General features: G+C 64.4%; 16 protein-coding genes and 3 rRNA genes. 4 read left to right on the top strand and 15 right to left on the bottom strand.

Annotation, left to right across the window (positions count from 1 at the left end; all coding sequences use genetic code 11):
* Positions 1-23 precede the first annotated feature (23 nt).
* The 3 genes from rrf to ACP7AR_RS01835 all read right to left on the bottom strand — a co-directional run bounded on the left by rrf (position 24) and on the right by ACP7AR_RS01835 (position 5318).
* A 5S ribosomal RNA gene (gene rrf / locus ACP7AR_RS01845) occupies positions 24-140 on the bottom strand.
* A gap of 112 nt (positions 141-252) precedes the next feature.
* Positions 253-3361: ribosomal RNA gene (locus ACP7AR_RS01840) — 23S ribosomal RNA — on the bottom strand.
* A gap of 432 nt (positions 3362-3793) precedes the next feature.
* Positions 3794-5318: ribosomal RNA gene (locus tag ACP7AR_RS01835) — 16S ribosomal RNA — on the bottom strand.
* Together the 16S, 23S and 5S rRNA genes form the textbook arrangement of a ribosomal RNA operon.
* A gap of 577 nt (positions 5319-5895) precedes the next feature.
* Here ACP7AR_RS01835 and ACP7AR_RS01830 point away from each other — a divergent pair.
* Both ACP7AR_RS01830 and ACP7AR_RS01825 read left to right on the top strand, forming a co-directional pair.
* The gene (locus ACP7AR_RS01830) at positions 5896-6219 is read left to right on the top strand and encodes a hypothetical protein (protein WP_426182001.1); all 324 of its coding nucleotides are present in this window, start codon (positions 5896-5898) and stop codon (positions 6217-6219) included.
* The gene (locus ACP7AR_RS01825; RefSeq protein ID WP_426181998.1) at positions 6216-7481 is read left to right on the top strand and encodes a CoA transferase; all 1266 of its coding nucleotides are present in this window, start codon (positions 6216-6218) and stop codon (positions 7479-7481) included. The genes ACP7AR_RS01830 and ACP7AR_RS01825 overlap by 4 nt, the downstream gene beginning before the upstream one ends.
* Here ACP7AR_RS01825 and ACP7AR_RS01820 read toward each other — a convergent pair.
* The 3 genes from ACP7AR_RS01820 to ACP7AR_RS01810 are packed head-to-tail and all read right to left on the bottom strand — an operon-like array spanning position 7408 to position 10504.
* Positions 7408-8217 (bottom strand): DUF4184 family protein, encoded by an 810-nt coding sequence (locus ACP7AR_RS01820; protein WP_426181995.1) that lies wholly within the window; start codon positions 8215-8217, stop codon positions 7408-7410. The two genes, ACP7AR_RS01825 and ACP7AR_RS01820, sit on opposite strands and share 74 nt — an antisense overlap.
* Positions 8217-9518 (bottom strand): tyrosine--tRNA ligase, encoded by a 1302-nt coding sequence (tyrS, locus tag ACP7AR_RS01815; protein WP_426181992.1) that lies wholly within the window; start codon positions 9516-9518, stop codon positions 8217-8219. Before tyrS ends, ACP7AR_RS01820 begins: the two co-directional genes overlap by 1 nt.
* 32 nt (positions 9519-9550) lie before the next feature.
* On the bottom strand, positions 9551-10504 hold the full coding sequence (locus ACP7AR_RS01810; RefSeq protein WP_426181990.1) for an aldo/keto reductase: 954 nt from the start codon (positions 10502-10504) through the stop codon (positions 9551-9553).
* A gap of 53 nt (positions 10505-10557) precedes the next feature.
* Between ACP7AR_RS01810 and ACP7AR_RS01805 the strand changes: the two genes are divergently transcribed.
* A complete protein-coding gene (locus ACP7AR_RS01805; protein WP_426181987.1) occupies positions 10558-10914 on the top strand; it encodes a MerR family transcriptional regulator in 357 nt (118 codons plus the stop codon).
* Between the two features lie 36 nt (positions 10915-10950).
* Here the strand turns inward: ACP7AR_RS01805 and ACP7AR_RS01800 are convergent, their stop codons facing one another.
* On the bottom strand, positions 10951-12117 hold the full coding sequence (locus tag ACP7AR_RS01800; RefSeq protein ID WP_426181985.1) for an ATP-binding protein: 1167 nt from the start codon (positions 12115-12117) through the stop codon (positions 10951-10953).
* Between the two features lie 92 nt (positions 12118-12209).
* Here ACP7AR_RS01800 and ACP7AR_RS01795 point away from each other — a divergent pair, with 92 nt between their 5' ends.
* The gene (locus tag ACP7AR_RS01795; RefSeq protein WP_426181983.1) at positions 12210-12782 is read left to right on the top strand and encodes a DUF1349 domain-containing protein; all 573 of its coding nucleotides are present in this window, start codon (positions 12210-12212) and stop codon (positions 12780-12782) included.
* An 8-nt stretch (positions 12783-12790) separates the two neighbouring features.
* Here the strand turns inward: ACP7AR_RS01795 and argH are convergent, their stop codons facing one another.
* The 8 genes from argH to ACP7AR_RS01755 form a co-directional block, all read right to left on the bottom strand.
* On the bottom strand, positions 12791-14221 hold the full coding sequence (gene argH / locus ACP7AR_RS01790) for an argininosuccinate lyase (RefSeq protein WP_426181980.1): 1431 nt from the start codon (positions 14219-14221) through the stop codon (positions 12791-12793).
* Positions 14222-14230: 9 nt separating this feature from the next.
* Positions 14231-15376 carry a heparan-alpha-glucosaminide N-acetyltransferase domain-containing protein gene (locus ACP7AR_RS01785; protein WP_426181978.1) on the bottom strand — a complete coding sequence of 382 codons (1146 nt, stop codon included), beginning with the start codon at positions 15374-15376 and terminating at the stop codon, positions 14231-14233.
* Between the two features lie 23 nt (positions 15377-15399).
* Positions 15400-16323 carry an ornithine carbamoyltransferase gene (gene argF, locus ACP7AR_RS01780; RefSeq protein WP_426181975.1) on the bottom strand — a complete coding sequence of 308 codons (924 nt, stop codon included), beginning with the start codon at positions 16321-16323 and terminating at the stop codon, positions 15400-15402.
* A complete protein-coding gene (locus ACP7AR_RS01775; RefSeq protein ID WP_426181972.1) occupies positions 16320-17537 on the bottom strand; it encodes an acetylornithine transaminase in 1218 nt (405 codons plus the stop codon). The genes argF and ACP7AR_RS01775 overlap by 4 nt, the downstream gene beginning before the upstream one ends.
* Entirely contained in the window at positions 17534-18451 is a 918-nt protein-coding gene (gene argB, locus ACP7AR_RS01770) for an acetylglutamate kinase (protein WP_426181969.1), read from the bottom strand. The genes ACP7AR_RS01775 and argB overlap by 4 nt, the downstream gene beginning before the upstream one ends.
* Positions 18448-19605, bottom strand: coding sequence for a bifunctional glutamate N-acetyltransferase/amino-acid acetyltransferase ArgJ (argJ, locus tag ACP7AR_RS01765; protein WP_426181966.1), 1158 nt, complete (start codon positions 19603-19605; stop codon positions 18448-18450). The genes argB and argJ overlap by 4 nt, the downstream gene beginning before the upstream one ends.
* The gene (gene argC, locus ACP7AR_RS01760) at positions 19602-20687 is read right to left on the bottom strand and encodes an N-acetyl-gamma-glutamyl-phosphate reductase (protein ID WP_426181964.1); all 1086 of its coding nucleotides are present in this window, start codon (positions 20685-20687) and stop codon (positions 19602-19604) included. Before argC ends, argJ begins: the two co-directional genes overlap by 4 nt.
* A 236-nt stretch (positions 20688-20923) precedes the next feature.
* A complete protein-coding gene (locus ACP7AR_RS01755; protein WP_426181962.1) occupies positions 20924-21883 on the bottom strand; it encodes an NAD-dependent epimerase/dehydratase family protein in 960 nt (319 codons plus the stop codon).
* Positions 21884-21887: the final 4 nt, after the last annotated feature.

The raw sequence follows: 21887 nt of genomic DNA, 5'->3' as shown, positions 1-21887 counted from the left end.
GGTGGCCATTTTGTTTAGAAGAAGTTCGGCGGTGTCCTACTCTCCCACAGGGTCCCCCCTGCAGTACCATCGGCGCTGTGAGGCTTAGCTTCCGGGTTCGGAATGTGACCGGGCGTTTCCCTCACGCTATGGCCGCCGAAACACTATTGATGTTTCAAAAACCTAAAGTACACGCGTGAACGTGTGTTTAGGGTTCTCGACCGTACATCGAGAACCACTCAGTGGACGCGTAGCACCAACAAACTTTGGTGTGTTATCAAGTCATCGGCTTATTAGTACCAGTCAGCTGCATGCATTGCTGCACTTCCACATCTGGCCTATCAACCCAGTAGTCTGGCTGGGAGCCTCTCACCCCGAAGGGTATGGAAATCTCATCTTGAGGCCGGCTTCCCGCTTAGATGCTTTCAGCGGTTATCCATCCCGAACGTAGCTAATCAGCGGTGCTCCTGGCGGAACAACTGACACACCAGAGGTTCGTCCAACCCGGTCCTCTCGTACTAGGGTCAGATCCTCTCAAATTTCCTACGCGCGCAGCGGATAGGGACCGAACTGTCTCACGACGTTCTAAACCCAGCTCGCGTACCGCTTTAATGGGCGAACAGCCCAACCCTTGGGACCTACTCCAGCCCCAGGATGCGACGAGCCGACATCGAGGTGCCAAACCATGCCGTCGATATGGACTCTTGGGCAAGATCAGCCTGTTATCCCCGAGGTACCTTTTATCCGTTGAGCGACAGCGCTTCCACAAGCCACTGCCGGATCACTAGTCCCGACTTTCGTCCCTGCTCGACCTGTCAGTCTCACAGTCAAGCTCCCTTGTGCACTTACACTCGCCACCTGATTACCAACCAGGTTGAGGGAACCTTTGGGCGCCTCCGTTACTTTTTGGGAGGCAACCGCCCCAGTTAAACTACCCACCATGCACTGTCCCTGAACCGGATCACGGTTCGAAGTTAGATATCCAGAGTGACCAGAGTGGTATTTCAACAATGACTCCACCATAACTGGCGTCATGGCTTCAAAGTCTCCCACCTATCCTACACAAGCCACACCGAACACCAATACAAAGCTGTAGTAAAGGTCACGGGGTCTTTCCGTCCTGCTGCGCGTAACGAGCATCTTTACTCGTAATGCAATTTCGCCGAGTTCGCGGTTGAGACAGTTGGGAAGTCGTTACGCCATTCGTGCAGGTCGGAACTTACCCGACAAGGAATTTCGCTACCTTAGGATGGTTATAGTTACCACCGCCGTTTACTGGGGCTTAAATTCTCAGCTTCGCCTTGCGGCTAACCGGTCCTCTTAACCTTCCAGCACCGGGCAGGCGTCAGTCCGTATACATCGTCTTGCGACTTGGCACGGACCTGTGTTTTTAGTAAACAGTCGCTACCCACTAGTCTCTGCGGCCACCACACCCTTTTCGGAGCAAGTCCGTATAAGTGGATGGCCCCCCTTCTCCCGAAGTTACGGGGGCATTTTGCCGAGTTCCTTAACCACGATTCTCTCGATCTCCTTGGTATTCTCTACCTGACCACCTGAGTCGGTTTGGGGTACGGGCGGCTAGAACCTCGCGTCGATGCTTTTCTTGGCAGCATAGGATCATCCACTTTTTATCCGCATCATGTCTCAGCCTATGTGAGTCGCGGATTTGCCTACGACTCGGCCTACACACTTGCACCAGGACTACCATCGCCTGGCATGGACTACCTTCCTGCGTCACACCTGTTAATACGCTAACCGCACCAGCATGGGGTCGTACGCTAGGCCTCACCCCATCACCCCGAAGGGATCCGGTCATGAGGATTCAGATACTTAGCACCACTGGATTAGCTTGGGCGGTTCTTCGCCGGTACGGGAATATCAACCCGTTGTCCATCGACTACGCCTGTCGGCCTCGCCTTAGGTCCCGACTTACCCAGGGAAGATTAGCTTGACCCTGGAACCCTTGGTCTTTCGGAGGACGTGTTTCTCACACGTCTTTCGCTACTCATGCCTGCATTCTCACTCGTGTAGCCTCCACGGCTGGTTCACACCGCCGCTTCGCTGGCCACACGACGCTCTCCTACCCATCAACACGGCTGGACCACGAAGGCCTACCAATAATGTCAATGCCACAACTTCGGTGGCGTGCTTGAGCCCCGTTACATTGTCGGCGCGGAATCACTTGACCAGTGAGCTATTACGCACTCTTTCAAGGGTGGCTGCTTCTAAGCCAACCTCCTGGTTGTCACAGCAACTCCACATCCTTTCCCACTTAGCACGCGCTTAGGGACCTTAGTTGGTGGTCTGGGTTGTTTCCCTCTCGACTATGAAGCTTATCCCCCACAGTCTCACTGCTGCGCTCTCACTTACCGGCATTCGGAGTTTGGCTGACGTCAGTAACCTTGTAGGGCCCATCGGCCATCCAGTAGCTCTACCTCCGGCAAGAAACACGCAACGCTGCACCTAAATGCATTTCGGAGAGAACCAGCTATCACGAAGTTTGATTGGCCTTTCACCCCTATCCACAGCTCATCCCCTCAGTTTTCAACCTAAGTGGGTTCGGTCCTCCACGTGCTCTTACACACGCTTCAACCTGGCCATGGATAGATCACTTCGCTTCGGGTCTAGGACATGCGACTGAATCGCCCTATTCAGACTCGCTTTCGCTACGGCTACCCCACACGGGTTAACCTCGCCACATATCGCTAACTCGCAGGCTCATTCTTCAAAAGGCACGCTGTCACCCCTACTAAGGAGGCTCCAACGGTTTGTAAGCAAACGGTTTCAGGTACTATTTCACTCCCCTCCCGGGGTACTTTTCACCTTTCCCTCACGGTACTTGTCCGCTATCGGTCATCTGGAAGTATTTAGGCTTATCAGGTGGTCCTGACAGATTCACACGGGATTTCTCGGGCCCCGTGCTACTTGGGATACTCTCCACGCCAGAACACGCATTTCGACTACGGGGTTGGCACCCTCTATGACCGGCCTTTCAAGACCGTTCGTCTATACGCTTCTGTAACGTCGCCATCTCGGCAGAGATGACTGGTGAGTCCCACAACCCCGAATATGCAACTCCTGCCGGATATCACACATACTCGGTTTAGCCTGATCCGGTTTCGCTCGCCACTACTAACGGAATCGCGGTTGCTTTCTCTTCCTGTGGGTACTGAGATGTTTCACTTCCCCACGTTCCCTCTACCCGCCCTATATATTCAGGCGGGAGTCACTAGGTCGGCACGCCGCCCAGCGGGGTTTCCCCATTCGGACACCCTCGGATCAAAACTTGCTTATCAGTTCCCCGAGGCTTATCGCAGATTGCTACGTCCTTCTTCGGCTCCAGATGCCAAGGCATCCACCGTTTGCTCTTAAAGACTTGAAATCACATGAGTTTGAATCAAAAACTCGACCCACACCCGAAGGTGTGCGTCTGAAATTGACTAATGATCTTTAAGATCATCTTGTGCAACTGATCGATGATCAGCTGCAAGATGCTCGCGTCCACTGTGTAGTTCTCAAAGTACGGGCGGTACCTTAAACCATCCCCAGCCAAAGCCAGAAACAGCAAAAGGTCCAGAAGACCCAGTCCCCATCCAACCCCCCGAAGGAGATCAAACCGGTTCCGGTCCCTCAGGACCCAACAGCGTGCAGACACCCTTTCCTCAAGCATCCCGTTCCAGTAGCCGAAGCCACGTACTAAGAACCACTCTCGGTCCGAATGCCATGTCAAATGTTCCACCCATGAGCTCCCAGCGAAGAACATACGCCTTCGATCTGGGGTCTGGACAGCCAAAGGCTGCCAGTTGCTCCTTAGAAAGGAGGTGATCCAGCCGCACCTTCCGGTACGGCTACCTTGTTACGACTTAGTCCTAATTACCGATCCCACCTTCGACAGCTCCCTCCCACAAGGGGTTAGGCCACCGGCTTCAGGTGTTACCGACTTTCATGACTTGACGGGCGGTGTGTACAAGACCCGGGAACGTATTCACCGCAGCGTTGCTGATCTGCGATTACTAGCGACTCCGACTTCATGAGGTCGAGTTGCAGACCTCAATCCGAACTGGGACCGGCTTTTTGGGATTCGCTCCACCTCACGGTATTGCAGCCCATTGTACCGGCCATTGTAGCATGCGTGAAGCCCAAGACATAAGGGGCATGATGATTTGACGTCATCCCCACCTTCCTCCGAGTTGACCCCGGCAGTATCCCATGAGTTCCCACCATTACGTGCTGGCAACATAGAACGAGGGTTGCGCTCGTTGCGGGACTTAACCCAACATCTCACGACACGAGCTGACGACAACCATGCACCACCTGTTTACGAGTGTCCAAAGAGTTGACCATTTCTGGCCCGTTCTCGTATATGTCAAGCCTTGGTAAGGTTCTTCGCGTTGCATCGAATTAATCCGCATGCTCCGCCGCTTGTGCGGGTCCCCGTCAATTCCTTTGAGTTTTAGCCTTGCGGCCGTACTCCCCAGGCGGGGAACTTAATGCGTTAGCTGCGTCACGGAATCCGTGGAATGGACCCCACAACTAGTTCCCAACGTTTACGGGGTGGACTACCAGGGTATCTAAGCCTGTTTGCTCCCCACCCTTTCGCTCCTCAGCGTCAGTTACGGCCCAGAGATCTGCCTTCGCCATCGGTGTTCCTCCTGATATCTGCGCATTCCACCGCTACACCAGGAATTCCAATCTCCCCTACCGCACTCTAGTCTGCCCGTACCCACTGCAGGCTGGGGGTTGAGCCCCCAGATTTCACAGCAGACGCGACAAACCGCCTACGAGCTCTTTACGCCCAATAATTCCGGATAACGCTTGCACCCTACGTATTACCGCGGCTGCTGGCACGTAGTTAGCCGGTGCTTTTTCTGCAGGTACCGTCACTCTCGCTTCTTCCCTGCTAAAAGAGGTTTACAACCCGAAGGCCGTCATCCCTCACGCGGCGTTGCTGCATCAGGCTTGCGCCCATTGTGCAATATTCCCCACTGCTGCCTCCCGTAGGAGTCTGGGCCGTGTCTCAGTCCCAGTGTGGCCGGTCACCCTCTCAGGCCGGCTACCCGTCGACGCCTTGGTGAGCCATTACCTCACCAACAAGCTGATAGGCCGCGAGCCCATCCCCAACCAATAAATCTTTCCAACAACTGACCATGCGGTCGCTGTTCGTATCCAGTATTAGACGCCGTTTCCAGCGCTTATCCCAGAGTCAGGGGCAGGTTGCTCACGTGTTACTCACCCGTTCGCCACTAATCCACCCAGCAAGCTGGGCTTCATCGTTCGACTTGCATGTGTTAAGCACGCCGCCAGCGTTCATCCTGAGCCAGGATCAAACTCTCCGTAAAAGAAAAAAACTGAACACACCGGAAAAAGGCATGAACAGCGAGTTTGAACTGACCAAAGAAATGAATCAAACTGACTTCATTTAAAATGCCAACCCCCGGAAGGGCTGGTCTTTGATCCAAAGGAATTCTCAACCATCAACCGAAGTCAATGGACGAGGATAATTTGGCATTTGACAAGTGCACGCTGTTGAGTTCTCAAGGATCGGACGCTCCCCCGACCCAGTCATCACAACCAGGCCCGAAGGGCAACTTCTCAATCTTACCCCGTGGCTTCCGTTTGTCAAATCGGCGATCCGAGCGAACTCGGTCACGATCTGCGGGGCCACAGAGCATCCCCACACAGCATCTCACCGAGGTGATGTTCTGTGTTTGGGGAGTTGTTCTACCGCTTGAGGGGAGCTGAGCCTTGGCCCTTGCTCAACCCTGTGGGGCGAACAGGTAATAAGTTACGCGGGAACCGGGGGTCCGGCAAATCACGGGATCATCCCGGGCGTGTCGCCTGTGCGGCGCAGAATCATCAGTCCTGGTCACGCCCGTTTTCTGCTCGGAATGCCCTCCTCGGCGTACGATCGCGACCATGGATGCACTCCCCGACCGCCGCCTTTCGCCGCGGGAGTGTGTCGCTATGGCGGCCGAGGTCTTCGGGCGCGATCTCGTCGTGCGCTGGTCGGAAGAGCTGCTCGTCGGACGTACCACCGCCGATGACTCCGCGTACCCCGACATCGCCTGGCTCCGAGGGACGCACGGCTGGCTGGCGTACTGGTCACGCGTATGGGGCGCGCGCGCACTGCTGCATCTCGGCCCCGACCGCACCGAAGTCGTCCTCGCCGCCACCGCCGATCAATCGTGGCGCGTGCGCATCCAGGCTTGGCGTGCGCTCGGCCGATCGGAGCACAGATGAGCTTGTCAGTCCCGCTCCCCTCTCGCCTGGCGACCGGTGATCTTGCCTGGGCCAGCGTGACTGCGGTGCTTCGGGCCATCGGCGAGTCGACTCCTACCGATCCGAATCCCGACCGGATCGCGATGGCGTATCGCAGCGACCGCCTGCTGCGCATCGATGGCGAGCCCCCATCCGTGTGGTCGCCGTTCTCCGGATTCTGGCGGGCGGGTGACGGCTGGCTTCGCACCCACGGGAACTACCCGCATCACGCAAGCGCTCTTCGTCGCGGTCTCGGGTTGTCTGCGGATGCTGACGCCGATGATCTGCGTGCAGCTTTCGCCGCAGCATCCGTTGTGGATTCCATCGACCGCATCACGTCCGGCGGAGGCCTCGCCGTCCCCGTCGCACGAGAGAACCCGGACTTCGACGCGACACTGCGCTCGCACCCTCTCGTCGAAGTCCGGCGCATCGGCGAAGCGCCGACACGGTCCGCGTGGTCGGAGGGAACGGCTCGCGCCGATCCGGCTGCGCCGCTTCGCGGCATCCGCGTTCTCGACCTCACCCGTGTGATCGCCGGCCCGGTCTGCACGCGCACTCTCGCCGTTCTCGGCGCCGAGGTGCTGCGCATCGATCCACCGCGGCTCGACGAACCGGAGTGGCAGCACTTCGACACCGGTCACGGCAAGCGCAGCGCCCGATTGGACGCACGATCCGCGCAGATGACATCGCTGCTGAAGGACGCGGATGTCGTCGTGCTCGGCTACCGTCCGTCGGCACTCGCGCGCCTCGGGCTCTCCCCCGAGCTCCTCGCCGAACAGCATCCTGGCCTGATCATCGCGCAGTTGAGCGCCTGGGGCACCGCGTACCCTGACCGCGCGGGATTCGACTCGCTGGTGCAAGCGGAGTCGGGCATCGCGATGATCGAGTCGCCCGATGGCGAGCGCCCCGGCGCACTTCCGGCGCAGGCACTCGATCACAGTGCCGGCTATCTTCTGGCTGCGGCGGTCTGCGAGACGCTCCGTCGCCGCATGGCTGAGGGCGGCACCTGGCACGTGGAGACTTCGCTGCGACGCGTGGCCGCTGAGTTGCTCGCAATGCCACGACGCGATGAGCCGCGACCAGAGCGTCAGATCGATGCAGCCGCGCACAGCCAAGAGTTCCTCGTCGATGGACGCTCGGTCGTGACAGCGGCGTCAGCGCTGCCGGGCTTCAGCTTCGCCGCGCCGCGCCCGTGGGGCGGCGACCGCCCACGATGGCTGTCACCACGCACAGAACGAGCGTGAGCATCGCCCAGATTCCGCACGCGGCCGGCAGTACCCGATAGGCCAGATGCTGAAGCGTGAACTCCGCGGTGAACGGGCCGTAGGCCAGATAGCCGATCAGCCACGCGACGAGGAGGATCACCGGAAGCGAGATCCACCACGACACCCGAACCCAGCCCGGCATCGCTCGCGCGCCGGCATCGCGGCTCTCGCTGCGACGCAATCGGAGCAGCACCCAGATGCCGATGATGACGAGTCCGACGACGCTCGATCCGTGTTGCAGCCATTTGAAGCCCTGCAACGGGCCCCACTGCTCGGCCAACGCCGGAAAGAGCTGAAGACCCAGGCGCGCGGCGTGGGTGAACTCATCCCACAGGATGTGTGAGACGACACCGAGCAGCAGCGAGACGACGAGCAGCGGAATGTACGACCGGCCCTGTCCGATCCCGACCGCCTTCGATGCGGCATCCGCGGCTGGTTCGTCCCATTCGCTCGGAAGCCGGCGAGCCAGCCAGCGCGGCGACAGCTCGGATGCCGTGGGCCGCAGCACGACGCGCCAGATGAGGAACAACCCGAAGGCGAGCACCATCGTCCAGAGCACGTTCGCGTACGTGTGTGTGAACCCGTAAGTGACACCGAATCCGCGGAGGAACAGGGGAAGGTCCGGCGTCATCGCCCCGATCGCGATCGCCGCCGGGATCAGCGGTGTGCGGATGAACGGCAGCGCGACGACCGCATGACTCGGTGTGAACGGCATCAGCCGATGAAGACGCCGGCGAGTGTCTTCTTGCCTCGGCGCAGCACCGACACCCCTCCCGGCAGGCTTCCCTCGATGATCGCGGCGTCGTCCTCGACCCGTGCGCCGTCCAGCGAGACTCCGCCCTGGGCGATCGCCCGACGCGCCTCGGACAGGCTCGCGACGAGACCGGTCTCGACGAGCGCGTCGACGACGGGTGTACCCGCTGCGACCGTCGCGTTCGGCAGTTCCTCGAGCGCAGATCGCAGCGTCGGCGCATCCAGCGAGGTCAGATCGCCCTGACCGAACAGTGCCTCGGACGCCGCGATGACCGCTGCCGTCGCATCCGTCCCGTGCACGGTGGCGACCACCTCGAGCGCCAGGCGCTTCTGGCCGGCACGACGGAACGGCTCGGCCTCCACGAGCTGCGCGTACTCCTCGATCTCGGCGCGCGGGAGGAAAGTGAAGATCTTCAGGCGCTCGATGACGTCGGCGTCGGCCGTGCTGAGCCAGAACTGGTACATCCGGTACGGGCTGCACATCTCGGCGTCGAGCCAGATCGCGTTGCCCTCGCTCTTGCCGAACTTGGTGCCGTCGCTGTTGGTGATCAGCGGCGTGCCTATCGCGTGCGCCGAGACTCCCTCGGCGCGACGGATGAGGTCCGTTCCGCTGGTGAGGTTGCCCCACTGGTCGGATCCGCCGGTCTGCAGCACGCAGTCGTACTGGCGGTAGAGCTCGAGGTAGTCCATGCCCTGCAGGATCTGGTAGCTGAACTCGGTGTAGCTGATGCCCTCGTCGGAGTTCAGGCGCGCGGCGACGGCATCCTTCTTCAGCATCGTGCCGACGCGGTAGTGCTTGCCGATCTCGCGCAGGAAGTCGATCGCCGACATCGGCGCCGTCCAGTCGAGGTTGTTCACCATCCTGGCCGCGTTCTCGCCCTCGAAGCTCAGGTAGCGCTCGACCTGCGCGCGAAGACGGCCGACCCATTCGGCGACGGTCTCCGGCGTGTTCAGGGTGCGTTCGGCTGTCGGCCGCGGGTCGCCGATGAGTCCGGTCGAGCCGCCGACGAGGCCGAGCGGCTTATGGCCGGCGAGCTGGATCCGGCGCATCGTGAGCAACTGCACGAGGTTGCCCAGGTGCAGGCTCGGAGCGGTCGGGTCGAACCCGCAGTAATACGTGATCGGGTCTCCGGCGAGAAGGGCGCGCAGCGCCTCCTGGTCGGTGGACACGTGGACGAGGCCGCGCCACACGAGTTCGTCCCACACGTTCTCGAACGTGGGGTCGATCGCGGGTTCAGCAGTCGTCAGATCAGAATTCGACACGCGTCTCAGGCTATCAGCGCGCCGCTGCCCCCTCAGGCCGGTGCATCCATCGCGTCGAGCTCGTCAGGCGTGAGGGTCAGTACCGCAGCATCCATCGCCGTCTCGAGCTGGTCGAGTCGGCTCCCACCCAGGATCGGACGGATGCCGTGGGCCAGCAGCCATGCGAGCACGACCTGACCGCGCTGCACGCCGCGCTCGCCCGCTATCTCGTTGAGCACTGCGAGGCGCCGGGTGTTGCCTGGGTGGTCGTAGACCTCTGCGATCGCCTTGTGCGGGTTGTCGTAGGCCCCGGACAGGAGCGGGGTGTACGCCCACATCTCGATGCCGTGCTCGGTCGCGTAGTCGCGTTGTTCGTCGTCGAGCACTCCGAACCGGTGGATGACTCCTGGCAGCCGTGTGCCTGGCCGGGCCCGCAGATAGGTGCTGTTGAGCTGGAACGCGTCGATCGGAAGGCTTCCGATCTGCGTCGCATGCGCGCGTGCGCGCTCGACCCGCCATGCCGGATGGTTGGATGCGCCGACGCGACGCACGGTGTTCGCCGAGGTCAGTTCGGCAAGTGCCTCCACCGTCTCTTCGATCGGCACTGATCGATCCTCCTGGTGCAACCAGAGCAGATCGATCTGATCGATCCCGAGTCGATCGAGACTGCCCGCCACCGCCTCGCGGATCGCGCGAGCCGACAGACCAGCCCGACGCTCCGGCCACGATCCCGGCCACAGTGGCTCGGCACCCAGCTTCGTCGACAGCCTCACGTTCTCACGGATCCCGGGGCGCGCGGCGAACCAGCGACCGAGAACCGCTTCCGAGGCCCCGCCGTGACCGGTAGGGCTGTCCCAGAAGCTGTAGCAGTCGGCCGTGTCGATCCAGACACCGCCGCGTTCGACGAAGCGGTCGAGCAGCGCGAACGAGGTGTCCTCGTCGATGCGGGTGCCGAAGGACATCGCCCCGAGGACGAGAGGGGAAACGGGGTGGTTCTGAGCGGTCATGCGCCCACTCTGCAACCTGGAGCGCGCTCCAGGTCAAGCTCTATGCTCGGGTCATGACGACGTACACACCCGCTGAGGCGTCACAGCGCAGTGGATTCAGCATCGACACCCTGCGGTACTACGAGCGCGAAGGAATCCTCGCTCCGGTGCGACGCACCGCCGGCGGACATCGGGTCTACTCGGATTCCGAGCTGGGCACTCTTGATTTCCTCAAGTGCTTGCGTGACACCGGCATGCCTGTGGAGCGGCTTCGTCGCTACGGCGAGCTGTGTCGCGAAGAAGACACGGTCCCGGAACGCATCGCTCTGCTCGAGGAGCACGCTGCCAGCGTGCAGCGGCAGCTCGACGAAGTACTCGCCAAGCAGGTGCGGCTCGCGGAGAAGATCGACTGGTACCGCTCGACGCTCTGATCGAAGAGTCGGCTGATCGTATGACCGGCCGACCGGCTATCGCGGGTCGTCTTCGAGCTCGCGGATGTAGTCCGCGAATCCGGGAACGGGGATCGTCACACGCCCGTGTCCCTCCGAGCGGATCAGACCCTTCGCGATCAGGCGGGCGCGCACCGACGACAGACTGCGTGATGACACGTCGAGGACGTCGGCGAGATCGCCGCGGTCCACGGCGTCGTCGTTCGCCTGCAGCCAGGCGACAGCCACGAGGAATCGGCGCTGGTTCGCCGTGGTGTTCGCCCAGCGGGCGGCGAAGAGGTTGCGAAGGTCACGGTCGACGCTGGCCCTGGCGGTCTTGACATGCCGCGGGGTGATCGCGCCTCCGGGATCCGGTCGCCCGGCGGCGACCCAGGAGGCGTCGCCGTACAGCTGCACCGCGTAGGGGTAACCGACGGCCAGTTCGGCTGCGAGTTCGAGCGCGTCCGGCTCCCACGTCACGTTCAGTTCCGAAGCCGGGTCGCGGAGCGCCGCGACCTGCGCCCCGACGGACAGCATCTCGAGCGGTCGGTATGCGAAGCGCTCGCTGAAGGTGACGGCATCCGCGATCTGCTCCGGCGCGTTGGGGAGGCCGGCCGCGTACACCGCGGCGGGGATGTTCGGGGCCTCTGCCTGCAGGTGCTGCCAGGCATAGGCGAGCGTGCGGATGCCCTCGGCATCGGCGGACTGCACTTCGTCGATGAACAGCACGAGCGCCTTCACTCGCTTTCGATCCTCCGTCGTCGCGCGGATCAGCTTCTCGAGCGCGCGTGCGCCGACGGCATCGGGCGCTGCGTGCCTGGTGGTCTTCGCACTGACCGAGGCGATCCCCGGGACGCCCACTGTGACGGTGAGCGCATCGAGGTGCTGGCGTATCGATGCCGCAGTGGCCTGCGGCCACGAGCTCGTCGCCTCGCGGATGCCGTCGATGATCTGGGCGATCAGTCCGCTCGGCTCCCCCGCGGTGACCCAGATGCAGAGCACGTCGCGTTCCTCCGCGAGGCGCTGGTAAGCGCGCAGGAGGGAGGTCTTGCCGATCCCGCGCTCACCGAACGCGACATGGATGCGGCCGATCAGTCGCTGCAGGTCGACCAGAAGCGAGAGCCGCTCGTTGAACTCCTCGATCAGCTCGCCACGACCGGGAACGGCACGTGCGATCTCACCCGGGGTGTACGGACTCGGCTGCATCGGACCTCCATCGGCGCGAGATACTACGAGATACTTCGGCCCAAGTATCGCAAAGTATCCAAAGGACGTCAACGGCCGATATGGTGGCGAGCATGATCGCCTGGAACGAAGGAACATGGACCACTCCCCCTGCCGCGAGCAGCGTCACGGGGAGCCACCTCGACGTTACCGCCCGCGAGGGAAGCGACGCGTGGCGCCACACGGCGTACGGGTTCGTTCACGAGAACGCCCATGCGCTCCTCGCACCCCTGGCCGTCGGTGAAGCGATGGAGGTCTCCTTCCGCGCCCCCTGGGACGGACAGTTCGATCAGGCCGGCGTGTTCGTCCAGATCGACGACGAGCACTGGATGAAGGCCGGGCTGGAGTTCGCCGACGGCCACCTCGGGCTCGGCGCCGTGGTCACCGACATCCGCTCGGACTGGTCAGTCGGGTTCGTCGATGAGTGGCACGGGTCGGAGATCACGGTGCGCGTGAGCCGCTGGGCCGACGCGCTGATCGTGCGTGCGCGAGCGGATGACGGCGAGTGGCGCCTGGTGCGCGTCGCGCCGTTCGACGGAGACGCCGTCGCCTCAGCCGGCCCGTTCCTCGCCGCGCCGACGAGTGCGAACCTGGTCGTGAAGTTCAGTCGCTGGGAGCGCAGCGCCGCGGACGGCGCATTGCACTAGGTCGGGCGTCAGAGACCGAGCGCGTGCGCGGCAGCCTGCGCGCGGGCGATCAACTCGGCGCGCTGTTCTGCGACGCGGACCGGAGCTGTGCCGCCGGTGCCGGTGCGGGACGCGACAGAGCCCTCGATGCTCAGGACTTCGCGCACCTCAGGGGTGAGATGCGGCGAGACCTGAGCGAGCAGCTCGTCCGAGGCGTCCTCGAGCCCGATCCCCTGCGATTCGCACGCCTTCACGAGCGCACCGGAGATCTCGTGCGCGTCACGGAACGGCACGCGCTGCTTGACCAGCCACTCGGCGACATCGGTCGCGAGCGAGAATCCCTGCGGCGCGAGTTCGGCCATCCGCTCGGTGTCGAAGGTGAGGGTCGCGACCATTCCGGCGAACGCCGGCAGCAGGACCTCGAGCGTGTTCACCGAATCGAAGACCGGTTCCTTGTCCTCCTGCAGATCGCGGTTGTACGCGATCGGCAGACCCTTGAGGGTGGCGAGCAGGCCGGACAGGTTGCCGATGAGACGACCGGATTTGCCACGAGCGAGCTCGGCGATGTCGGGGTTCTTCTTCTGCGGCATGATGCTCGAACCCGTCGACCAGCTGTCGTGAAGAGTGACGAAGCCGAACTCGCGCGTGTTCCAGAGGATGATCTCCTCGGCGAATCGTGACACGTCGACACCGGTCATCGCGGTGATGAAGGCGAACTCCGCCACGACGTCGCGAGCGGCTGTGCCGTCGAGGGAGTTCTCGGCCGGACGGTCGAGCCCCAGTTCGCGAGCCACGAGCTCCGGGTCGAGTCCCAGTGTCGAGCCTGCGAGCGCTCCCCCGCCGTACGGTGAGACACCGGCGCGGACGCGCCAGTCGACCAAGCGCTCGAGTTCGCGAACCAGCGGCCACGCGTGCGCCTGGAGGTGGTGCGCGAGCAGCACCGGCTGCGCGTGCTGCAGGTGGGTGCGGCCGGGGAGGATCGCCTCAGGATGCGCTTCGGCCTGCGCGACGAGGGCGTCGATGACGCGCAGGATGTCGCGGGCGATGACCTTGGCGTGATCGATCAGGTACATGCGCACCAGCGTCGCGATCTGGTCGTTGCGGCTGCGCCCCGCGCGCAGACGTCCTCCGAGTTCGGGGCCGAGTTCGGCGATCAGCGCCTGCTCGAGCGCGCCGTGCACGTCTTCGTCGCTCGGTGCGGGGCGCAGTGAGCCGTCGGCGACCCTGCGTGCCACCGAGTCGAGGCCGGCATGCATCCGCTGCTCCTCGTCGGACTCGAGGTACCCCGCCGCGGCGAGCGCCTTGGCGTGCGCGTGCGAACCGGCGATGTCGTAGGGCGCGAGAATCCAGTCGAAGTGCGTCGAGCGACTGAGTTCCGCCAGCTCGGGCGACGGCCCGCTTGCGAATCGTGCACCCCAGAGTGCGCCCTCGTTCGTGCCCTCATGCGTCGCGTCGCTCATGGATCCAGCCTACTGGCGCGCGCCACTCGGCCCGTCGGCGTCCCTGCTGGGGCCGACTGATCGCGTCGCACGTTCGAGCACCCATTCCAGCGGGCCGCGGCCGATCAGCAGCGCCCACGCCGTGCAGCCGACGAGGGTGCCGATCGTCATCGGCCAGAAAGGTTCGAGGGCGACGAATCCGAAGTAGTCCGTGGTGTCGCCCAGCGTGAACAGCGCGACGACAGCCCACACCACCAGCTGCGCCGTGTAGGCCGTGAGCGGCATCGCACCGGTGGCGCGCAACGGCAGCGTCAGCATCCTCACCGCACCGACGCGGCACACCAGCAGGCAGGCAGCCAGCACCGCGATCGCGAAGCCACCGGAGCCGATGGCCTCGAACACACCTGACGAGTGGGGCTCATCTGTCCAGACCGCGTCCCAGTACGTGCCTCGCGCCGGGGATGGCAGGCCGGCGAGTCCGTAACCGATGACGGCGAGCACGGATCCGATCACCAGCATCCGCAGTTGAACGGCGAGCCCCGTCACGCCGGCGCGAGCGACGCCGAGGCCTGCGAGCACGAAGGCGATCCACACCGTGAACGGGTAGTGCCAGCCGATCATCGCGTCGATCTCGTCGCGAAAGGGTGCCTCCCAGATCGGCAGCGCCGCCAGTGCCGGCTGCACGAGCGGCATGACCACCGCGAGTCCGGCCGCCGTCCACAGCACAGTGCCGGCTCGGAGCCGGGTGAACGGCAAGGCCAGCAGGAACAGGATCGCGTAGGCGGGCAGGATGACGAAGACCGGGACTCCAGTGAGGATCAGCAGGATGCCGAGGGCGAGCAGCATCAGCGCGCGCAGCACCAGCTTCCACCGCGCCCATGCCATCCGCGCATCGGGAAACGGTGTGCTTCCCCCGGTGACCAGCCCGATCGACACCCCGGCGAGCGTCGCGAACAGGATCGACGAGCGCCCGTCGACGATCGCCGTCCAGGTCTCGGGCTCTGTCCAGACGAAGTTCTCGGCGGTCAGCAGCAGGTGCGCGGCGAACATCCCGACGACGGCGAGCCCGCGCGCGAGATCGACGCCGGAGATTCGCGCTGGTCCGTTGAGGCGGCGCCAGTTGTCGCGCATGCGCGCTCCCGATGACCGCGTCTGCTTCTCCGCCGAGGATCTCATGCGCATCCGAGCAACGGGCTGGACTAGTTCTGCCGGAGCAGCCAGACCAGGAGTGCCTTCTGGGCGTGCAGGCGGTTCTCCGCCTCATCCCAGACGACGCTCTGCGAGCCGTCGATGACCTCGGGGTCCACCTCGTAGCCACGATCGGCCGGCAGGCAGTGGATGAAGATCGCCTCGGGGTCGGCGAGCGTCATGGTCTCCCCTGTGACCTTGTACCCGCCGAGGTCGCGGATGCGCGCGAGCTTCTCCTCTTCCTTGCCCATCGACACCCAGGTGTCGGTGACCACGACATCAGCGCCGGCTGCCGCTTCGACAGGATCGGTGTAGAGCGCGATCGACCCGCCGGTCTCTGCCGCGCGACGATCGGCATCGGCCACCACGTCCGCTCGTGGTGCGTAGGACTCCGGCGAGGCGATGCGCACGTGCATGCCGGCCGTGACGCCGGCGAGAGCATAGGAGTGCGCCATGTTGCTTCCGCCGTCGCCGAAGAATGTCAGCGTGAGTCCCTTGAGCTCGCCCTTGTGCTCACGGATCGTGAGCAGGTCGGCCAGAAGCTGACACGGGTGGAAGTCATCGGAGAGGGCGTTGACCACGGGCACCCTGGTACCCGCAGCCATCTCCTCGAGTCCGGCCTGCGCATAGGTGCGCCACACGATCGCGGCGACCTGACGCTCGAGCACGCGGGCCGTATCCGAAGGGGTCTCCTTGCCGCCGAGCTGGCTGCTCGCGGTCGAGATGATCAGCGGGGATCCTCCGAGATCAGCGATGCCGACCGCGAACGACACCCGGGTGCGCGTCGACGACTTGTCGAAGATCACGGCGACCGTCTGCGGTCCCGCCAGCGTCTTGTCCGCCCAGCGGTCCTTCTTCAGCTCGACGGCGAGATCGAGGATCTCGGTCTGCTCGGCCGTGGTGAGGTCATCGTCACGCAACAGGTGGCGGGTCATGCGGGAACCTTTCCGGTTTCGGATGCCGTGACGCTCGCCTGCACGTCGGCGAGGGCTGCGGCGAACAGCGTCTGGAACTCTTCGATCTCGGCGTCGCCGATGGTGAGGGCGGGTGCGATGCGCACCGTCTCGGGGTTGGCGGCGTTCACGATGAGGCCCCTCTCCTGCGCGGCGGCGACGACCTCACCTGCGACCGGGGCGGTCAGGACGACGCCGATGAGCAGGCCGCGTCCACGGACGCTGCCGACCAGCGGGGAACCGATGCCTTCGATCACAGTGCGCAGTTGTGCACCGCGCGCGGCCGCGTTCTCCACCAGGTCCGCGCTCTCGATCTCGCTGAGAACGGCATTCGCGACCGCGGTGGCCAGCGGGTTGCCTCCGAAGGTCGAGCCGTGCGATCCGGGTGTGAACAGCGAGCTCGCTGCGCCGAACGTGACGAGAGCACCGATGGGGAATCCACCGCCGATGCCCTTGGCGAGCGTGATCGCATCGGGCGTGATGCCCTCGTGGTTGAACCCGAACCATGTGCCGGTGCGGCCCGCGCCGGTCTGGATCTCGTCGATGATGAGCAGTGCGCCGTGCTTCAACGTGAGTGAGCGAGCGGCGGCGAGGTATCCCTCCGGAAGCTCCACGACGCCGGCTTCGCCCTGGATGGGCTCGACGAAGACCGCGGCGACGCGATCATCGAGCGCAGCCTCGAGCGCCTCGATCGTGGCCGGAATGTGCTCGACGCCACCCGGCATCGGCTCGAAGGGCGCCCGCATCGCGGCTTTCGCAGTCATGGCGAGTGAGCCCATGGTGCGCCCGTGGAAGGCATTGTCCAGCGCGATGATGCGCGGCCGCTCGGATCCGCCGTGCAGGCGGGCGAGCTTGAAGGCCGCCTCATTGGCCTCGGCGCCGGAGTTCGAGAAGTACACCCGGCCATCGATGCCGGCTCCCGCCAGACGCTTCAGGCGTGCGGCGAGCTCGAGCTGCGGCGGTGTGGCGAAGTAGTTCGACACGTGCGCGAGGGTGGCGGCCTGCTTCGAGATCGCGTCGACGAACACCGGGTGCGCGTGACCGAGCGAGGTCACGGCGATGCCGCCGAGGAAATCGAGGTGGCGCTTGCCCTGGTCGTCCCAGACGTACGAGCCCTCGCCTCGGGTGAGCAATGCGAACCGCTCGCCTGAGTTGAGCACCAGATCCCGTGCTGCGTCTTCCTGCCAGACGGTCATGCCGTCACCCCTGATTCTCCGAGTACCACTTCTGTTCCGATTCCTTCGCTGGTGAAGAGTTCGACGAGCACCGAGTGCGGCACGCGTCCGTCGATGATGGCCGCGGCATCCACTCCGCCTTCGACCGCGTCGAGGCAGGCGCGCATCTTCGGGATCATGCCCGATTCCAGCGTCGGCAGCATCTCGGTGAGCTGTGCGGACGTGATGTGCGACACGAGCGATTCACGATTGGGCCAGTCCGCGTACAGTCCTGGCACGTCGGTGAGGACGACGAGCTTGCGCGCATTCAGCGCGATGGCGAGAGCGGATGCCGCGGCATCCGCGTTCACGTTCAAGGACTGGCCCGGGTGATCGAGGTCGGGCGCGATGCTGGAGATCACCGGGATCCGTCCGGCTGCCAGATGATCGAGCACCGCGGTCGGATCGACCTCGACGACGTCACCGACACGGCCGAGGTCGATGTCCTCTCCGTCGATCACCACGCCGCGGCGGCGACCGCCGAACAGCCCGGCGTCCTCACCGCTGAGACCAGTGGCGATCGGGCCGTGGGAGTTGATCTTGGCGACGAGCTGCGGATTGACCTGACCGGTGAGCACCATGCGCACGACGCTGATCGCCTCGGTGTTGGTGACTCGGTATCCGCCTTTGAACTCGCTCGGGATCGCAAGCCGATCGAGCATGTTCGAGATCTGCGGGCCGCCGCCGTGAACGACGACCGGCTGCACGCCGACGTAGCGGAGGTAGGCGATGTCCTGCGCGAACGCCTCCTGCAGCTCGTCCGAGACCATCGCGTTGCCGCCGTATTTGACCACCACGATCTGATCGCGGAACTTCTTCAGCCACGGCAGCGACCCGATCAGCGTCGTGGCTTTGAGGGCCGCGAGGTCAGGCGGTGTGTCCTGAATGTCGGTCATGAGGCGTACGCACTGTTCTCATGGACGTAGTCATGCGTCAGGTCGTTCGTGCGGATCGTCGCCTCGGCGTCGCCCACCTGCAGATCGATGAGCAGATCGGTCGCGCGTGGCGTGAGATCGACGTCTTCCCTCGGCCGGTCGGGCCCACCTTCGGAGCACACCCGCACGCCGTTCATCCACACGTCGACGTTGTACGGGTCGAACTGCGCGCTGGTGGTGCCGATCGCCGCCAGCACGCGGCCCCAGTTCGGGTCGTTGCCGAAGATGGCGGCCTTGAACAGATTGTTGCGTGCGACGGATCGCCCCACTTCGACGGCGTCCTGCTCGGAGGCGGCGTTCGTGACGCGGATCGTGATGTCGTGGCTCGCGCCCTCGGCGTCGCCCTGGAGTTTGACGGCGAGTTCATCGCTGAGCTCGGTGAGAGCGGCCGTGAACTCCTCAAGATCGGGCCGGATGCCGCTCGCGCCGTTGGCGAGCAGCGTCACCTGGTCGTTGGTCGACATGCAGCCGTCCGAATCCAGCCGATCGAACGTCTGCCCTGTCGCGCGGCGAAGCGCGGTGTCGGCCTCGAGCGCCTCGAGGTCGGCGTCGGTGGTGATGACGACGAGCATCGTGGCAAGTCCTGGTGCCAGCATCCCTGCACCCTTGGCCATGCCGCCGATCGTCCAGCCGTCGCGGGAGACGACCGCCGTCTTCGCGACGGTGTCGGTCGTCATGATGGCGTGCGCCGCGGCGTCTCCGCCGTCGGAGCTGAGTTGGGCGATCGCCTGCTCGGTGCCGCTGAGCACCTTCGCGCGGAACTCTTCATCGCCCGTGCCGATGAGTCCGGTGGAGCAGACCAGGATGTCGCCGGCGCTGACGTCGAGCAGTTCGGCAGCCTTCTCGGCGGTCTGGTGCGTGGTCTGGAATCCGAACGCCCCTGTGAAGCAGTTCGCGCCACCCGAGTTCAGCACGATCGCTTCGACTGTGCGGTCGGTGATGACCTGCTGCGACCAGATGATGGGGTTCGCCTTGGCACGGTTGCTCGTGAAGACGGCGGCGCCGATCCTGCGCGGGCCGCGGTTGACGACGACCGCGACGTCCGGCTTACCGGTCGATTTGAGGCCGACTGCGACACCGGCTGCTTCGAAACCCTGGGGTGCGGTGACACTCATGGCGCGACTCCGTTCAGTGACAGCGCACGGTCTTCTGGAAGTCCGAGCGCGAGGTTCATGGATTGGATGGCGGCGCCCGCCGTGCCCTTGACGAGATTGTCGACGGCGGTGACAACCGTGACGCGGTTCGCCGCGCGGTCGACGGCGAGTCCGATCAAGGCGGTGTTGGCACCGATGACATCGGCGGTGCGCGGGAAGTGGCCCTCTGGCAGCAGCTGCACGAACGTCTCGTCGCCGTACGCGCGTTCCCATGCCGCGCGGATCTCCTCATCCGACACGCCATCGACGATCGGCGCCGTCGAGGTGGCGAGGATGCCGCGTGCCATCGGCACGAGGACCGGTGTGAAGGAGATGCGCACATCGTCCGCTCCTGCAGCGGACGTTCCCTTCGCCTGTCGAAGGGCCTGCTGGATCTCCGGGATGTGCCGATGCGTGCCGCCGACGGCGTACGGATTGGCGCTGCCGAGGATCTCGCTGGCGAGCAGATTGGTCTTGAGGCTCTTGCCTGCCCCCGAAGGGCCGACCGCGAGCACCGCGACGATGTCGCTCGGGTCGATGACGCCTGCCGCCACGCCGGGAGCGAGGCTGAGGCTCACCGTCGAGGCGTTGCATCCAGGGGCTGCTATGCGGGTGGCTCCGCGCAGGTTCTCACGCTGCTTGCGGGCGCTGTTCTGGCCCTCGCTCTGGGGGCCGATCAGCAGCTCGGGGACACCGTACGCCCACGGCTCGTGGAAGTCGCCGCCGTAGAACGCATCCCACGAATCCTGCGACGTGAGCCGGTGGTCGGCACCGGCGTCGATCACGAGCGACACATCGCCGAGGGCATCCGTGTACTGGCCGGACTGACCGTGCGGAAGCGCGAGGAAGACGATGTCGTGCCCGGAGAGGATCTCCGCAGTGGTGTCCTGCAGTGTGAGGTGCGCGAGCGAGCGCAGGTGCGGTTGGTGCTGGATCAGCGGCTGGCCGGCGTTGGAATGCGCGGTGACGGTGCGGATCTCGATGTCGGGGTGGCTTGCCAGCAGGCGGAGGATTTCGCCTCCCGCATAGCCGGATGCGCCGGAGACGGCGACGGAGTACGTCATGGTTCTACCTTAACGGTCTGGGGTCAGGGGCCGATGGCGGCGACACCGGTGCTCGGCCCTCTCGTCGGTGACGACGGTCGGAGAACACGGGGTCGCCTAGAGTCGGCGGCCGCCCAGACGGCTGCGGCGTCGGCGCACCACGACGACGCCCGGAGCGGGCGTCAGAGCGGAGGTTGCAGCCGAAGGCATGTGGCGACAGTAGCGCCGTGCGTGCGTGGTGCGCAAATCACGACCGCCTACACAGCGGCGAGAAGAGCCAGCTCCTGGTCGCGGGTGAGCCCCGCGCGTCGCTCACGATTCACTCCCCTGGCGCGCTCGTCGACGACGATGCGGGCGATCGTCTCCGACAGCGGCGTCAGCGTCGCACCCGCAGTCTTGAACGCCGCATTCGAACGGGTCATGAATCCGCCCATGTCCATCGGCAGCCACAGCGGCAGGGAATGCTCCCCTGCCCATATCTCGACGCCATGCGCCTCCAGCCACCCATCGTCGGCGGCGACGACCTCGCCGCTGTGTCCGGTGGCAGCGCGAACCGCATTCAGCACGTGGCCGAGCTCGTGCACGTCACCGACGGCGTTGACGGCGCCGGAGGAACTGCCTTCCACGAGGAAGGTGACCAGATCGTCGACGTCGATCACCTGTGCTGAGCGGCCCTGAACGCGAGGGATGAGCACAGGCCCCTCCGCTGCGCGGTCGAATGCAGCAGCCCAGTATCCGAACCGATCGCTCGGGTCCCCCGGTCCGACGATGAGCCCCGGCCGCACGATGCGAGCCCGGTCGCCGAGCGTGCGGACGATCTGCTCGGACGCGACCTTGTGCGCGCCGTACTCGTACTCGTCGCCATCCTGTGCCGGCGCCAGCATCTCGGCGGACTCGTCGGTGTCCGGGGTGGCCGCGTCGGCGTAGACCGAGGTGGACGAGACATAGGTCCAGCGCGCGGTACGCGCACCCAGCGCGGCTATCGCGCCGCTGGCGTGATGGGCGTGGCGGGAGACGTCGACGATCTCATCCCACTCCCCGCGCAGCTCGCCGTACGGGTCGGCATCGCCGCGGTCGGCCCGGACGAGCTCAGCGCCCTTCGGCACAGGCTGCGTGCCACGAGCGAGGCATGTCACTCGCGCTCCGGTGTCGATCCAGCGCGTCGCGATGCGGCCGGAGAGCCACGCCGTCCCGCCGAGAATGAGCACGTTCGTCATACGG

The organism is Microbacterium sp. TWP3-1-2b2 (assembly GCF_049896145.1).
GTDB lineage: Bacteria > Actinomycetota > Actinomycetes > Actinomycetales > Microbacteriaceae > Microbacterium.
The sequence above is the reverse complement of the archived record's forward strand: the minus strand, read 5'-3'. Positions and strand labels throughout refer to the sequence as shown.